This is a genomic window from Asticcacaulis currens (genome assembly GCF_028550395.1).
In the GTDB taxonomy this organism is placed as follows: domain Bacteria; phylum Pseudomonadota; class Alphaproteobacteria; order Caulobacterales; family Caulobacteraceae; genus Asticcacaulis; species Asticcacaulis currens.
The window spans coordinates 125,248-140,966 of sequence record NZ_JAQQKW010000007.1; the positions used below are offsets into that span (position 1 = coordinate 125,248).

Below are 15,719 nucleotides of genomic sequence, written 5' to 3' on the forward strand. Positions count from 1 at the left end.
AAATTCTGGATTTTTACTTCCTATTACGGGATTTGGTTGTCTATCCAAAGCAACGGGAGATAACAAAATGCCGAAAAACATACTGATGTGTGTCGCGGGTGTCATGCTGCTGACGGCGGGTTCAGCCATGGCGGCGGAGGACGTGCCGCAAACCACCGTCCGCTTTGCCGATGCTGACCTCAATGATCCGGCGCAGGCGAAACAGGTGCTGAGACAGATCCGCACCGCCGCCAAAGAGGTCTGCGCCGAGGGGCTCAGCTCGCCCAATGGCTGGGTCATTACCGATCGTCAGTGCGAGCGTATCGCGCTCAATGAGGCGGTTCAAAAGGTCGGGCATCCGGGGCTTACGGCCGCGGCGACGTCGGACAGGACGCACTGGCGCGACGATTCGCGAAGATCAGCGCCGCAAATGACTCAAAAGTAATTTTCTGTACAAAATGTAATAATTGAGGCGCGTGCCGGTCCCTATGGGCCGGTGCGTTTTCATTTCAAAATAAACTATTCAACAATATGTCACAAAATAAACTAACAAAAGTTCATGAACTGAAATTAATAGATGGCGAAGATTTAATAATAAAAAAATGGATTTCAAAATTATCAAAGTGTATTTGAATTTCACAAGTTCACTGCGTTCCGATGCATCCCCATTCTCTAAGGAAACCCACATCATGTTCACCAAGATCATCCTCCCCGCCCTTTCGGTTATCGTCCTGTTCGGCGCTGCCGGTACGGTTCAGGCTCAAAACCTTATGGGCCGCGAAGCCACGCACAAGGTGGTGCAGATCAACGATGCCGACCTTCAGTCGGCCAGCGGGCTTAAGACGATTTATGCCCAACTTGAAAAAACGGCCCGCAAGGCCTGCGACTCTGGCGTGTTCAATGATCGCGATATCGAAGAGAGTGATCGCGCCTGTGCCCGCGAAGCCCTCAACAACGTCGTGGCCGATCTGAACCAGCCCGCCCTGTCGCAACTGCACGCGGAAAAGACGGGCCAGGCGCCTTCGGTCTATGCCGATCGTCGTGACGGGCAGACGCTGGCCAGCAAGTAATCGCTGAAACTATACTTATAGTCAGGTTGACAAGACGGTGCGGACGCATTCAGCGGCGCACCGTTTTTTTCATGCCCTTTTCCGGATCGTTTTCGCATCCGGCCTTGCCATTTGGGCGCGCCCTCGCTAACCGGGACTCCATAGATATAGGAGTCTCCGCATGGCCATTGATGTGGCAACTGTGCGCAAGGTGGCGAGCCTGTCGCGCCTGCGTGAAAGCGATGAACGTCTGGAAAGCCTGGCCGGTCAGCTGAACGGCATTCTGGGCTGGATCGAGCAGCTCAATGAGGTCGATGTCAGCGGCGTGCAGCCCATGACCTCCTGCGTGGAAATGACCCAGCCCCTGCGCGACGACGTGGTGACCGATGGCGGCAAGGTGGCCGATGTCGTGTCGAACGCCCCCAAAAGCCTCGACGGCTTCTTTATCGTGCCGAAGGTGGTGGAATAGTTATGAGTGATCTCACTAAACTGACACTCAAAGGCGCGCTCGACGGCCTGAAGGCGAAGCAATTCTCCTCGACCGAACTGACCGAGGCCTTTATCGGCGCCATCGAAAAGGCCAATCCCGCGCTGAACGCCTATGTGCTGACCACCTTTGACAAGGCGCGTGAGATGGCCGGTGAGTCCGATCGTCGCCTGAAGGCCGGTGAGGCCCGCGCACTCGAAGGCGCGCCGCTGGGCATCAAGGACCTGTTCTGCACCAAGGGGGTACGCACCACGGCCTGTTCGGGTATCCTCGACACCTTCGTGCCGCCCTATGAATCGACCGTCACCCAGAACCTGTGGGACGATGGCGCGGTCATGCTGGGCAAGCTGAACATGGACGAATTCGCCATGGGCTCGTCCAACGAAACCTCGCACTGGGGCCCGGTGACCAATCCGTGGAAGTCGAACGCCTCCAACGCGCCCCTGACCCCCGGCGGCTCGTCGGGTGGGTCGGCTTCGGCGGTAGCCGCGGATCTGTGTCTGGCCGCCACGGCCTCGGACACCGGCGGTTCGATCCGTCAGCCGGCCGCCTTCACCGGCACGGTCGGGATCAAGCCGACCTATGGCCGCGCCTCGCGCTACGGCATGGTGGCCTTTGCCTCGTCGCTCGATCAGGCCGGTCCGATCACCAAGACGGTCGAAGACGCGGCGATCATGCTGCAATCCATGTGCTCGCACGACGCCAAAGACTCCACCAGCCTGCCCAACGCCCTGCCGGATTTTTCGAGCTTTGTCGGTAAGTCGATCAAGGGCCTGCGCGTCGGCATCCCTGATGAATACCGCCTCGACGGCATTCCGGGCGAGATCGACGCCCTGTGGGAGCAGGGCATTCAGTGGCTGAAGGACGCCGGCGCGGAGATCGTGCGCATCTCTCTGCCCAACACCAAATACGCCCTGCCGTGCTACTATATTGTGGCCCCGGCGGAAGCCTCGTCCAATCTCGCCCGCTATGACGGGATGCGCTTTGGCCACCGCACCGAGGCGGCCAGCAGCCTGACCGATACCTATGAGCTGTCGCGCTCCGAAGGCTTCGGGGCCGAGGTGAAGCGCCGCATCATGATCGGCACCTATGTGCTGTCGGCGGGCTTCTATGACGCCTATTACGTCAAGGCTTTGAAGGTGCGTCGCCGTATCGCCGAAGACTTCGTCAATGCCTGGAATAGCTGTGATGTGATCCTGACCCCGGCCACGCCGTCCGCCGCCTTCCAGTTGGGCGACACCGAAAAGGCGGCCGATCCGGTGCAGATGTATCTCAACGACGTCTTTACCGTGACCACCAACCTGGCGGGCTTGCCCGGCATGGCGGTTCCGGCGGGGCTCGACTCGAAGGGCCTGCCGCTGGGCCTTCAGGTGATCGGCAAGGCGCTGGACGAAGGCACGACCCTGGCCGTCGGTGCGGTGCTGGAAAAGGCCGCGGGCTTTACGCATAAGCCGTCTCAGTGGTGGTAATCTTCTGACTGTAAATAAAAAAAGAGCCCCCGGTCCGCTACCGGGGGCTTTTTATCGGGAGGGGGTATTATCCGTGGCCAACAAGCCCAGTAAACGCACGGCGCGCTGACGGCTGTCCTCGCCCTGCGTGGGCAGGACCGGAATATCCGGGACTATGCCGCTGACCTCATTACGGCCATCCCTGCGCAGGAGCACGCAGTTGGGCATACGCAGGCTCATCCGCGAGTGTGTAAGCATAGGTGGGACGGCATCGACCATGAAGCCGCAACCATCGCCGCCGGTGGTCACACCGACAGTCTTGCCAATAGCATTGTCCTGCATGACGGCGGCGAACATTTCGGCGGAAGAATAGGTCTGGCCGTCGGTAAGGACATAGACGGGACCGATCCAGGCGGCCCACAAAGCCTCCTGTGCCGAAGGCAGGGACAATTGCCCGGACACCTCCGTATTGCCCGCGAAAGCGCCGCGCGGCAGGCCGGGTGCGTAGCCGCCGGCAAAGCCTGCGGGAACCAGCCGTTTGCACTGGGCGCCCGCCCACGACCGCTGTTCGTGCCACACCCAGGACAGATCGCAGGGCGTCGCGGTTTGCGCCTTGCCCGCCACAAAATCGTCGCGGGCAGCGGTGAGCGCGTTTTCGGCCTCGGTGCCGGGATGGCTGTCGATCAGTGCGTTGAGGTCGGATATCTGCTCGTCAAAATAGCGCGCCCCTGTTGCGGAGGCCACCATCAGCAGAGGGGCCGAACGCACGGCCCGGTCGGTCAGAAACCGCGGGAAGAGATCGCCGCTGTCATCGCCTCCGGAATTGTTGCCGACATCAATCAGCAGGCGGGTGGCTCCGGCCTGACGCAGGTCGGTGATCGTGTCGCGGAAGGCCGAAAGCCACACGGCGTAGGCGGCTTCGCGCACCGAGCGGCTGGTCAGGGGCTGATGCGTGGCCACCAGCCTTTCCCACCCCAGCCGACAGGTGGCCGGCAAGGCGCGCATGGTAAAATGCGGAATGCGGATGAGGCCGATCCGCACACCGTTTACGGTATAGACGCCTGAGCGATACACGCTGTTCAGGCCGTCGGAACGCATCTGAAAGCCGGGCAGACTTTCCACAGGCAGGGAAAAGCTGAGCGGGCTGCTGCCCGGATTAAACCCCAGAGCGGCACAGCTCCCAGCCGCATCCGTAGCTTCAAAGTCGGGGCGGGGGACTTCGGCGGCCTTTTGCGCGAGAGGTGCCGCCGCCGGGCGCACCAGTTTCAGGTGACCGTCGTGAAAGCCGGCCACAAACGCTTCGAGCGCGTTTTGGGCCTCGGCGTCTGTGCGGGCGGCGCTCAGGGCAGCCCGTGTGCGCTGATCAAGGCGCGGCAGGTCAATGCCGCTTTCCGGTGACGCTGCCCACGCCAGATTGGCATAGTCCTGTTGCATCAGACGTTTGAGCTGGGCGTAATCGGCGCGCCAGGCAGCCCGGTCGTAGGCCGAAACGGGCGACGCCGTCATTATCACCGCCAGCAGGGCAAGTGTTGCCGCAAAGGTTTTCTTCATAAGGTGTCCCCAGCCGCGTAATCCGATAAGGCAGCGCCACTTTTCCGTAGAATTGCGCGATAAAAACGAAGACTCAAAGCCAAATGACGATGCCGCTTAAAGGAGGGCGCCACCGGTCGTCTTCGCATCCTGAGCGATGGGTATGTCTCTGTATTGAATGTTCGGGGTGATTATTGAACCCTGATCAGGATTTTTCGCGCCTGTAGGCCGCCGGCGTTAGTCCCAGTTGCGCCTTGAACGTCCGATTGAAATGCGGCTGATCGCTGAAGCCGCAGGTCAGGGCGATCTCGCTGAGCGGCAGGCGGCTCTCAACCAGCATCTGCGCCGCCTTTTCGATGCGGCAGTGGCGGTGGTATTCCCCCAGGCTGCACCCCAGATAGGTCCGAAACGCGCCGGAGAGCTTGTCAGGGTCGCAGTCAATAGCCGAAGCGACCTCAGTCAGTCTGGGCACAGAACCCTCACTTTCGGCCAGATAGGCCAGCGCCCGGCGCAGATAGCCGGGCCATACCCCGCCTGACCCGCTATGCCCGCGCGCAAAGACACCTGTCAGTTCGTAGGACAGACCTTCGATAAACAGGGACGAAAACGGATCGTCGCGGCGCAATTCCCTGTGGAGCCGGGCAATGTCCATCACCTCGGACGTTCGCAGGACGGGGGCCTTTCGCAGCGGTGTCAGCGCGTCGAAACGCTCCACGCCGTTACAGGTCGGCAGCAGGACGAGCTTATAAAGACCCTTCGGGCCAAAACGTTGCGCGTGGGGCTCTCCCGGCGGGCAGACCAGCAAAGAGCCGGGAAAAAACGTATCCTGACGCCCCCGGATCGTCTCTTCGTACTGTCCGGCCATGATAAGAGAAAAGCTGAAATCGTCATGCGCGTGCATCCCCATCTCTTCATTTGGGCCATAGCTGTGGATGCGATATGACGAAAAGAGCGGTGTCATGGAGAGAGTATAGGCCGGGCCGGAGACGCGTCCAGCGGATTCACGCCCCTTTTGCCCGGTTTCCGTTCGTCTTTCAGGCGCAAGGGGTTGGAACCGTGTCGGATCGGGCTATGATAGGGCTCAATCCGAAACAGAGGTGCATATGCTGGTGACGGTTCAGGACATGATCGGGTGGGGACTTCTGGTGCTGCCGCTGATTGTGATCGCCTGGGCGGTGATCTGGCTGGCCGAACAGACGTCCGAGCGTAACCGTCACGAGCGCTATGTGCGGTTTCAGGCGGTGCTGCGGCATCTGGCGCGCGATGACACCTCGTGGGCCGAGAAGATGGCCGCCGCCTATGAGTTGCGACAGTATAAAGAGTATCGTCACATCATTGGCCGCATCTTCGACGACGGCAAGGTGCGTGAAGAGGGGCAGGCGGCGGCCCTAGAGACCGAGCTTAAGGACGTCTCCAAAAGCGGCTGAAGATAAACCAGAAAACCCGCGCCAGTGCTGACGCGGGTCGTTTTTTTGGCTTTAGAACTTGTACTGGAGACCCAGATTCCACTGCGCGCCGAGGTGGTTATACACAAAGGTCGAGTTGCGCGTGGAGTCGATATACTGGCGGTTAAATTCGTCCAGGATATTGAGCCCTTCCAGCGTCACCCGCAGCTTGGGTGTGATCTGGTAGGAGGCCGAAAGGTCGAAAACCTGAAGATCGTCAACCCCTTCAAGGTCCTGCAACGGGTTATTGGCGGGCAGGGCGATGATGTATTTCGAGCGATACGAGGTGGACAGACGCAGGCTGATCGTCTCGTCTTCGTAGTACAGCGTGCCGTTGTAGGCATTTTTCGACAGACCGATCAGGCTCTTGGTCGTGGTGCCGCCGCCCGCCAGATTGTACGTAATTTCGGAATCCACATAGGTGTAGTTGAACAGGGCGCCGGTGTGGCTCAGCCAGCCCGGAAGGAAGCTGAAGCCCTGCTGATAATTGACTTCGAAGCCCTTGAGCGGTCCGCCCGGCGTGTTGACCGGCTGGGTGATGGTGATGGGCGTTGCGTCCGGGTCCACCCCTGAGCTGCCCAGCAGAGACAGGGGCAGGCCCGTTTCGCGGAAGGACGACTGGCGCGAGGCGTTCTGCACATAGGACTTGATGTCCTTGTAGAAGGCCCCGACCGACAGCAGCGAAGCGCGACCAAAGTACCATTCGGCCGACAGGTCGTAAGTGTCGGCCCGGATGGGCTCAAGGAAGGGATTGCCGGACGACAGCGACGGGGTACCGGTCAGGGACAGGTTGCCGCCGGGGGTCAGGAATCCCAGATCCGGACGCGACACGACCCGGGCGGCCGACCCCCTCAGGAAGACGTCCGGCGTGACCTCCAGAGTGGCGTTAAACGAAGGCAGGAAGTCGCTGTATTCGTGCTGAACGAAGACCGGGTTGGTCTGACCCACGATAATCCCGCGCGCGGTAAGCTGGGTTTTGGCAAAGCGGAAGCCTGCCTCTGTACGCAGGGTCATTCCGGCGACCTGCGTCGTCAGATCGGTCTGCACATAGCCGGACGTGATCTTTTCTTCCACGCCGCGGGTATTGCCGGCGTTAGGGATCAGGGCATAAATCCCTGAATTGCTGTAGATATTCTGAGACGCCACGAACTTGTCGTAGTCGATCGTGGCCCAGGCCTTCGGGAACACGCCGTCATCAAGGCCATTGCCGGGGAAGCTGACGGAGCGGGTCACGTCGCGCAACTGAGCGGAGGTCAGGTTGGGGACAAGGAAGGTGTTGGCGCGTTGCCAGGCGGCGATGTCGAAGCTGAACGTGTTAAAGTGCAGGCCGGTTTTGACCGTCAGTATATCGATCGGGCGATATTCCAGATTGAGTTCGGCGGTTTCATAACGGTTATTCACGCGCGACGGATTCAGGCGAATTTCCGCATTGGCCGTGCTCGCTGTGCCGTCCGGTGCGCCGAACGTATAGTTGTCGGGGTTCGTGACGTCGAAATTGTGCGTGATGATCGGCTGATCGCGATTGCGTCTGAAATCGACCGTCATACCTGCGTTCTGACGCTGGAACATCAGGGTGGTCTGGGCCTTCTGGTTGAAATCGGACTCTGAGATACCAATCAGCCCGCTGACGCTCAGAGTATCGCTGAAATCGTGGCTGCCCGACAGGGTGTACTGGGTAAAGGTGTTTTCAAACGCGTCATATTGCGTGTCCGAACGCACATCCACGCCGTCAAAACGGGCATAGGCCACATCCGATACGGCCTTTCCGAAATTGGCTCCGGCGGTCTGGCTGGTCCCGGCGGGGAAGAGGATCAGTTCGCGCACGGCGGTCTGCGGCTTGCCGTTCTGGCTGATGGCGCGGGCAAACGAGAAGCCTTCCAGCCAGCTTTCCTCACGGGTGACATCGTAATTGGAGTAAAGAGCGTCGAAATTGACAGTGGTTCCGGCTTGCGGCCGCCATTGCAGCGACAGGCTGGCCCCCAGACGCTTCTGATCGTGTTCGAAGCGACCGTAGCGCGGCAGACGCGGGAAGAAGGTGGTGGAGGCGCTGGCCTGCGAATAGAGGGTGTCCCCGGCGGCCGGACGCGGCACGCCGGTGGCGCAGTTGAGCGCATCGGTCCCCTTGGCGGCGTCCGTGGCCGGAACCTGCGGGGTTACGCCGACGGGGCTACAAAAACCGCCGTCCACAGAGCCGGGGTTCCAGCCGCCGGACCCGAACTGGTCCTCGTAATAATGACGCTGGGTGTAGGCGATGGAGGCGAGGGCGCCGAACTGGCCCAGTTCCGTATCCCAGCGGTTGGAGATGACGCCGGAGACCTTACGGTCCTTCATCTCTTTCGACAGGCTGTTATAGCCGACCTGACCGTTTATGGCGGCGGTGAAGCCCTTGTAATCGAAGGGACGCGAGGTGTGCAGATCGACGGTCGCGCCCAGCGAACCTTCGAGCGTTTCGGGCGAGGCGGTCTTGCGCACCGTCAGATTGGAAAAGAGGTCGGAGGAAAAGGTGTTGAAGTCGAAGCCGCGGCCCGTACCGATCCCCCGGTCAGACGTGGTGGCCCCCGAAACGGATTGCGCTTCCATGCCGTTGATGCGCACGCGCGTGAAGGCCGGCGGCAGACCCCGCACCGTGATCGAGCGTCCTTCGCCCGCGACCCGCGAAATCGAAACGCCCGGCACCCGCTGGAGCGATTCCGCCAGATTGGCGTCGGGGAATTTGGCAATATCTTCGGCGCGAATGACATCCACGACGCCATTGCTTTTCTTCTTGTCCTGAAGGGCCGTCTGAAGGCTGTTGCGGAAGCCGGTGACGACGACGGTCTGGACCTCGTCGCCCGTGGCTGGCGCCGCGTCCTGCGCAAAGGCCGGGGCGGTCATCAGCAGCGAAAGCCCGACCAGAGCAGAGGTGCGCAAAAGTGTCGCCTTCCGCGGCGACGGAATCGTGGAGTGCATCGGTTTCCTCTTTTTCTTAGCACCGGCCTGAGCGGCGGCGCGTTCCTGTTTTGATGTGGGGTTTGAGCCACTTTATGATCTTTGAGCATCGAAAATGCGCAAAGTTGCCGATTTGGCTCGGCAGGGTATCAGATTACGCGTTTTGGGCGCATCGGCAAGACGTAAATATGTGATAAATGAATTATATTGACCATAATTGCGCCTTTTGCCCTCCGTTTCGTGCGTGAAAATGATCGCTTTTCGGGTTTGTGAAGCGCAAAAGGGGGCGTGGGCGGTCAGCGGCCGTAAAAAACCGTTGTCAGACGCAATCCGTTGCGCAAGATACAGCTTTTGCGTTCGGCTTCCGGAGTGCCCATGCCGCCCAAACCCCAAACCGAAATCACCCTGCGCGGGGTATTGCTTGGTATCATCATCACGCTCGTCTTTACCGCTGCGCAGGTCTATCTGGGGCTTCAGGTTGGCCTGACCTTCGCCACCTCGATCCCGGCGGCCGTTATTTCGATGGCGCTGTTGAGCGCGTTCAAATCGGCGACGATTCAGGAAAACAATATCGTTCAGACGATCGCGTCGGCGGCGGGGACGCTGGCCTCGGTCATCTTCGTCCTGCCCGGCCTGATCATTATCGGCTGGTGGCGCGATGTGCCCTTCTTCGTCACCTTTGCCGCCTGTGCCATCGGCGGCATACTGGGCGTCATGTACACCATTCCGCTGCGGCGCGCGCTGGTGTCCAATTCGCCATTGCCCTATCCCGAAGGCGTCGCCGCCGCCGAGGTGCTGAAGGTCGGCACCAATACCCGCGAAGGGGCGCAGGAAGGTCAGGCCGGTCTGGTCGCGGTCATGCTGGGCAGCGTGGCGTCGGCGGCCTATTCGGCGCTGGCGGCGGCCAAGGCGCTGGCGGGCGAACTGGCGGCCTTCTTCAAGGTTAAGGTCGGCGGTAAGGTTGCGGCGACAGGGATTGCCGGGGAAAGTTCGCTGGCCCTGATCGGCGCCGGTCACCTGATGGGGATTACGGTCGGCATCGCCATGCTGATCGGTCTGGTGATCGCCTGGGGCATTGCCGTGCCGATCCTGACGTCTATGACGCCCATGCCGGAGGCCAGTGCCGCCGACCATGCCGGGGCCATCTGGTCCACGCAGGTGCGTTATCTGGGGGCCGGGGCTATCGGGGCCGCCGCCATCTGGACGATCGGCAAGCTGCTGGGGCCCGTCTGGTCGGGTCTGATGTCGGCGCTTGAGGCCAATCGCAGGCGGCAGTCGGGTGGGGAAGACCTGCCCCGCGAGGAGCAGGACCTGCCCATCGCTCTGGTCGGTCTGATCTCGGTGCTTCTGCTGGTGCCTGCCGGCTTCCTGATGGCGAGCTTCCTGAACGGGACGGCCATTGCCAGCCTCAGCCTGCCTCTGGTGGCGCTTGGCGTGCTCTACCTCGCTGTTGCGGGTCTTCTGGCGGCGGCGGTGTGCGGCTATATGGCCGGTCTGATCGGTTCGTCCAATTCACCCGTGTCGGGTGTGGGTATCCTAAGCGTGCTGGGGGCGGCCTTGCTGATCGGTGCGGTGGGCCATAGCGTTACCGGCCCGGATGCGGCGCAGGCCCTGACGGCCTTTGCCCTGTTCGCCACGACCTTTGTTCTCGCCGTGGCGGTGGTCGGTAACGACAATCTTCAGGACCTCAAGACCGGGCAACTGGTCGGGGCGACCCCATGGAAGCAGCAGGTGGCGCTGGTGATCGGCGTCGTCGCCGGAGCCGTGGTCATTCCGCTGGTGCTCAACCTGCTCAACAATGCCTTCGGCTTTGCGGGCGATCCCAACTATCGCGGTATCACCGGCGAGCCGCTGGGGGCGCCGCAGGCGACATTGATCTCGACTCTGGCCAAGGGTGCGATTGGCGGTAGCCTGCCGTGGGGTCTGCTGGGGGCCGGGGCGCTGATCGGGGCGGGGCTTGTTGCCTTTGACCTGTTCCTGCGCAAGGTCACAAACGATAAGTACAGCCTGCCGCCCCTGGGGGTTGGACTGGCCATCTACCTGCCGTCGTCGGTGACGGCACCGGTGGTCGTCGGGGCCTTTGGCGGCTGGCTGTTTGAGCGGCTGGTGCGTGGTAAGCCGTGGGCGGAACCCGCCTCGCGTCTGGGTGTGCTGATTGCCTCCGGCTTTATCGTCGGCGAAAGCCTGTTCAAGGTCGTGCTGGCCGGGGTGATTACCTTTACCGGTTCCAAGGCCCCGCTGGCGGTCCTGCCGATCCCCTATGGCGAACACACCGCCATGATCATCGCCCTCATTCTGGCCGTTTCGGGCGTGGCAGGGCTTTATCGCTGGTGCATCGGGGCAGCGAAAAAGGTCCAGGGCTAATATTCACCGATCTGCAACCTGTTCGAAAGCGCTACCTCCGGTGATGACCCCAGGGCCCGAGCTTCTCAACCGCGTGCAAACCGCTTTCCTCAGCCGGGGCTTCCAGAAACTGACCATGGAAGCCCTGGCCGAGGCCTGCGGCTTTACCCGCCGCACGCTGTATAACTACTTTGAAAACAAGGACGCGGCCTTTCGGGCCATGTTCCGTCAGCATAATCTTGAGCTGATGCACCGGGCTTTTGAGGTGGCGCGACGCGAGCAGGCGGCGGGGGCAGAGGTGCTCGACGTGTTCACCGCCCTGATCGACATCCGTTACGGAGATACCTGGCGGCTGATCCAGCCGTCGCCGCATGCCCTTGAAATCAAGGGGACCGTCTTCCGCATCTGTACCGATATCATGATCGAACTGGCGACGGTGTTTCAGAGCGATCTGGCCGCCTTTATCGACACCCTGACGCAGGCGGGGGCGCTGCGCCTCAAGGGCGATTACAGCGCCGCCGAACTGGCGCAGATGCTGGCGGATGCGGCGCGCGGCGTTAACGCGGTCTATCCGCTCCTGCCTCTGGAGCATCTGACGGCGCAGTATCGGCGCATTACGCGGGCCATCCTGTATGGCTACCTCGACGCCTGAGAGCGTGCGGCTGCTGAAATTGCACAAATAGGTGGAAACTGTGAAATTTAGGTTGTCCCCTTAGCCATTTTGGGCTATGGAGGCGGCGATACGGCGCGGGGATCACTCTGCAACCCTATCTATGATGTGAGCATTTCGATTATCTCTTTTTTCGGATCGACGCCCTGTCCAGTCCCGGCAGGGCGTTTTATTTTTGCCCCTGCGGCAACGTAAAAGAGGCACATCAAAAGTCGGTGCGGGGCTTGTCAGCCGCCTCACGGATCATCAAAATCGCCCTTCATAACCGTCCCGGCACCTTATTGCCGGGTATTACCGGAGTTTAGCGATGAGCCTGCCCGAAATCCCTGTGAAGCCGGTCCATGCGGACGGCGTCACCTACTATATGCACCCGCATCCGCGTTCACCCTTTTCCGAGGCCGTTCAGGTCGGCGGCGTCCTGTACCTGTCGGCCATGATCGGTCTGGATGGGCAGGGGCGGCTGGTGGACGGCTTTGAGCCACAGGTGCGTCAGATCATGTCCAATTCGCAAGCCATACTGCGTCGTTACGGGCTGGGGCTGGAGCACGTGTTCAAGACGACGGTGATGATGAAGGACATGGCCAACTGGAGCGCCTTCAACCGTCTGTATAAGCCCTATTTCCATCCGACCCGTCTGCCGGTGCGGACCGCCTTTGGCGTCAGCGATCTGGCCTATGGAGCGGAGGTCGAACTGGAGTTTCAGGCCTACGTGCCGCACGGCGGTTAGGCCGAGGGGCAGACCATTAAAAAAGGCCGGTGCGAACACCGGCCTTTTCTCATTTATTCACAACGCCTTAAAACGCCTTCTTCAGCGAGAGACCATAGGTGCGGGGTTCCGACACCATGACCGTCAGGTTGTTGAAGTCGATACCGCTTTCAGCCACGATATTGTCTTCGAGGTTGCGCACATAGGCGGCGATTTCCAGACCCCCCTTGGTGACGTAACCGCCGCGCAGACCGGTCTGGGTGAAGGCCTTGCCGGTGAACTCGGTGGCTTCATACAGGAAGAAGTTGATCTTCGAGCGGTAGGCCACGTCGCCATAGACGAAGAAGCGGCTGCCGTCGCCCATAGGCCAGACGTACTGGGCCGTCAGGTTGGCCACCCACTTCGGGGCCTGGGGCAGGGGGTTGCCGTCGATATAGGCATAGCGCGTGCCGCCCGACACATAGGTGCGGTCCAGCGGCGTACACAGGCCCGACCCGCAGGTGGCCACGGCGGTGACCGGGTCCTGGATTTCGGTGCCGTTATAGCTGGCGCTGGCCGTCAGCAGCAGGTTGTCGGTCGGCTTGAGCGACAGGTCGGCTTCGAAGCCTTTGCCGATGGCTTCCTTGGCATTGATCAGCTTCGCCGAATTGACCGCGCCGCCGACCGCCGTGATCTGAAGGTCCTTGGTCTTGAAATAGTAGGCCGACAGGTCGTAACGCAGCATCTTGTCGAAGGCATAGCCTTTGAAGCCGGTTTCATAGGAGGTCGTGGTCTGCTCACCGGCCGTGGTCGGCACGCCGCCGAAATTCACACGATCCTGAATCGCCGGGGCCAGATAGCCGGTGGCGAAGCGGGCGTACCAGTTGAGGTTCGGCGAAATGACGTAGGTGGCGCTGAGATCGCCGGAGATATTGTCGCCATCGACCTTGGTGGTGACGGGCAGGGTGGTGCCGGGGAAGACCGCACGGCCCCAGACGATGTCCTTCTTTTCGTCCGAGGTGTAGCGCAGGCCGGCGCGCAGGGTCAGGGCGTCGGTGGCCTTATATTCGGCCGATCCGAAGACGGCGAAGCTGGTGCCGTGGTTCTTGTGGCGCACGTCGCCATTATTGAGGTAGTCCAGCTCGTTATACTTCAGAATCTGGTCGAAGTAGTAGAGGCCGAACTGACCGCGCCATTGACCGAACTGCGCGGTTTCGAAACGCAGCTCCTGCGAGAACTCTTCCGGCTCCGTCGTGCCGCCGGTAGCGACCGGGAAGAAGGTGCCGTAGAGCGTCGGGGCAACGATGGTCGAGACGCCACCGTCGATATCGCCCGAGCTTTCGGTCTTGGCGCGCTCATAGGCGGTGATCGAGTGCAGCGTGCCCAGACCGTCGAAGGTGTAGCTCAGTTGCAGGCTGGAGCCGATCGAATCGAGCGACTGGCTGATGAAGGGGCTGTCGAGGCGGACCTTCTTGATATCAAAGCCGGTATTGAAGTCGTTGGTGCCCGGCTTGATAGCGCTGGCGCGGAACAGACGCGGCGTGCCGTCCAGCTTACGGCCGTGGACATTGAGCAGGGCTTCGAAATTGCCGCTGACGTAACGCAGCTGGCCACGCAGAGCATAGTCTTCGTAACCTTCCAGCTTCTTGCCATTATAGAGGTTGGTGACCCAGTCGTCGCGGCGCTGTACGATGCCCGACAGACGACCGGAGAAGCCATTGCCCAGCGAGCCCGTGACCGCGCCTTCGGCATTGACCGTGCCGAGATTACCGGCGGCGACGCTGTAATAACCGCCAAACACCTCCGACGGCTTGGCCGAGGTCAGCTTGACGACGCCCGACGGCGTGTTGCGGCCGAACAGGGTGCCCTGCGGGCCGCGCAGCACTTCGACATTGGCCAGATCGAAGATCGGGAAGGACTTCAGCATCGGGTTTTCCAGCGCCACGTCGTCATAGACGACCGACACGGGCTGAGAGGCGTTGGGATCGAAGTCGGTATTGCCGAGACCGCGGATGTAGAAACGCGGGAAGGTACGGCCAAACGACGATTCGACGTTCAGCGACGGGGTGCGCGACGCCAGAACGCGGATGTCGAGGCCCGACGAATTGATGACGTCGAGCTTGGTGCCCGACAGGGAGGAGACGGCGACGGGCACGTCTCTGGCCTTTTCAAGACGACGCGAAGCGGTCACGACGACTTCGGTCGTGGCGCTGTCCTCGGCTTTGGGCGGGGCGTCTTCGGCGTGAGCCACGCCCGTAAGAGCGGCCAGAGCCAGCAGAGAGATGCCGCCCAGACGGGCGGACAGGTGGCGCGTGGTGCGCGGTTTCATTGGGTGCATGACGGTCCTCGGAGCAATATCTTGCCCCTTCCCCTGCGTTAATTCCCTGTAGCCCCGTGTTCCCCCGGAGTCGGGTTAACGCTAGCACAGCATGTCGCTTTTGCAACGGATGCGTGACGGACATGTAACATTGATACCAACTATGGCTTTTTAGCCATGCCCTTACGTCAGATTTTCGTTGTCGGCTTTCTTATCGGGCTGACGCGGCCGCGCATCGAAACCTTAGCCGACCCGCGCGACCCTCCGGTCAGAAAGTGAGGTGCATGATGAACAGATCGCTTAAATTCACCTGTGGCGCGTTGCTGAGTGCGGCCACCCTGGGGCTGGCCTTGCCCGCCGCCGCTCAGAGCTATGACGGCTGGTGCTATCAGAAGGGCAGTTCGGCCCGCACCAAGGGCACGGTGATCGGGGCTGCCGCCGGGGGCGTGCTCGGCAATGTCGTGGCCGGTAAGGGCAACAAGACCGAAGGCACGATTCTGGGGGCCGTTGTCGGTGGGGTCATCGGCAATCAGGTCGCCAAGAGAAACAAGGAAAAGGAAACCGCCTCGGCCAATTGCCTCAATAGCCGTTATTACGTCTATGACCGCGGTTATTATGAGCCGCCGTCGCCCCCCGACGGCTACCGCATCGCCTATTTCACCCAGCGCCCCTATTACAGTTCGTACTGGGTCAAGCGCGACGGCGAGGATTATCGCTATCGCCGTTGATAGCCATTTATTTCCTGTGCAAAAGAACCCGGTGCCCTGTGCGCCGGGTTTTTTTGTTTGGCCCCACCCCTGATTTCTGACGTAATTGCGTCACAGCTTTGTTCGATATT

At 61.0% G+C, this 15,719-nt stretch carries 13 protein-coding genes; 9 read left to right on the plus strand and 4 right to left on the minus strand.

All coding sequences use genetic code 11. The annotated features are described in order from the left end of the window. The first annotated feature begins 67 nt into the window (after positions 1-67). The 4 genes from PQU94_RS12890 (at position 68) to gatA (ending at position 2,984) form a co-directional block, all read left to right on the plus strand. Positions 68-424, plus strand: coding sequence for a UrcA family protein (locus PQU94_RS12890; RefSeq protein WP_272741857.1), 357 nt, complete (start codon positions 68-70; stop codon positions 422-424). A 244-nt stretch (positions 425-668) separates the two neighbouring features. Further along, positions 669-1,049 (plus strand): UrcA family protein, encoded by a 381-nt coding sequence (locus PQU94_RS12895; RefSeq protein ID WP_272741858.1) that lies wholly within the window; start codon positions 669-671, stop codon positions 1,047-1,049. A 160-nt stretch (positions 1,050-1,209) separates the two neighbouring features. Then, positions 1,210-1,497, plus strand: a complete 288-nt coding sequence (gene gatC, locus PQU94_RS12900) for an Asp-tRNA(Asn)/Glu-tRNA(Gln) amidotransferase subunit GatC (protein WP_272741859.1) — start codon at positions 1,210-1,212, stop codon at positions 1,495-1,497. A 2-nt stretch (positions 1,498-1,499) separates the two neighbouring features. Then, entirely contained in the window at positions 1,500-2,984 is a 1,485-nt protein-coding gene (gatA, locus tag PQU94_RS12905; protein WP_272741860.1) for an Asp-tRNA(Asn)/Glu-tRNA(Gln) amidotransferase subunit GatA, read from the plus strand. A gap of 51 nt (positions 2,985-3,035) precedes the next feature. Here the strand turns inward: gatA and PQU94_RS12910 are convergent, their stop codons facing one another. Both PQU94_RS12910 and PQU94_RS12915 read right to left on the minus strand, forming a co-directional pair. Beyond that, positions 3,036-4,514: a S41 family peptidase gene (locus PQU94_RS12910; protein WP_272741861.1), complete on the minus strand. Its 1,479-nt coding sequence runs from the start codon at positions 4,512-4,514 to the stop codon at positions 3,036-3,038. A gap of 184 nt (positions 4,515-4,698) precedes the next feature. Beyond that, the gene (locus PQU94_RS12915; protein ID WP_272741862.1) at positions 4,699-5,454 is read right to left on the minus strand and encodes a helix-turn-helix transcriptional regulator; all 756 of its coding nucleotides are present in this window, start codon (positions 5,452-5,454) and stop codon (positions 4,699-4,701) included. Positions 5,455-5,596: 142 nt separating this feature from the next. On the opposite strand from PQU94_RS12915, the gene PQU94_RS12920 reads away from it, so the two are divergent. Next, positions 5,597-5,920 carry a hypothetical protein gene (locus PQU94_RS12920; protein ID WP_272741863.1) on the plus strand — a complete coding sequence of 108 codons (324 nt, stop codon included), beginning with the start codon at positions 5,597-5,599 and terminating at the stop codon, positions 5,918-5,920. Positions 5,921-5,971: 51 nt separating this feature from the next. Here the strand turns inward: PQU94_RS12920 and PQU94_RS12925 are convergent, their stop codons facing one another. After that, positions 5,972-8,887, minus strand: coding sequence for a TonB-dependent receptor (locus PQU94_RS12925; RefSeq protein WP_272741864.1), 2,916 nt, complete (start codon positions 8,885-8,887; stop codon positions 5,972-5,974). A gap of 354 nt (positions 8,888-9,241) precedes the next feature. Between PQU94_RS12925 and PQU94_RS12930 the strand changes: the two genes are divergently transcribed. From PQU94_RS12930 to PQU94_RS12940, 3 genes are all read left to right on the plus strand, one after another. Next, the gene (locus tag PQU94_RS12930; protein ID WP_272741865.1) at positions 9,242-11,230 is read left to right on the plus strand and encodes an OPT family oligopeptide transporter; all 1,989 of its coding nucleotides are present in this window, start codon (positions 9,242-9,244) and stop codon (positions 11,228-11,230) included. 43 nt (positions 11,231-11,273) lie between these two features. After that, positions 11,274-11,861: a TetR/AcrR family transcriptional regulator gene (locus PQU94_RS12935; RefSeq protein ID WP_272741866.1), complete on the plus strand. Its 588-nt coding sequence runs from the start codon at positions 11,274-11,276 to the stop codon at positions 11,859-11,861. Between the two features lie 325 nt (positions 11,862-12,186). Further along, the gene (locus tag PQU94_RS12940; RefSeq protein WP_272741867.1) at positions 12,187-12,606 is read left to right on the plus strand and encodes a RidA family protein; all 420 of its coding nucleotides are present in this window, start codon (positions 12,187-12,189) and stop codon (positions 12,604-12,606) included. Between the two features lie 67 nt (positions 12,607-12,673). Here the strand turns inward: PQU94_RS12940 and PQU94_RS12945 are convergent, their stop codons facing one another. Next, positions 12,674-14,893 carry a TonB-dependent receptor gene (locus PQU94_RS12945; protein ID WP_272741868.1) on the minus strand — a complete coding sequence of 740 codons (2,220 nt, stop codon included), beginning with the start codon at positions 14,891-14,893 and terminating at the stop codon, positions 12,674-12,676. A gap of 272 nt (positions 14,894-15,165) precedes the next feature. On the opposite strand from PQU94_RS12945, the gene PQU94_RS12950 reads away from it, so the two are divergent. Beyond that, entirely contained in the window at positions 15,166-15,609 is a 444-nt protein-coding gene (locus PQU94_RS12950) for a glycine zipper 2TM domain-containing protein (RefSeq protein ID WP_272741869.1), read from the plus strand. Positions 15,610-15,719 lie beyond the last annotated feature (110 nt).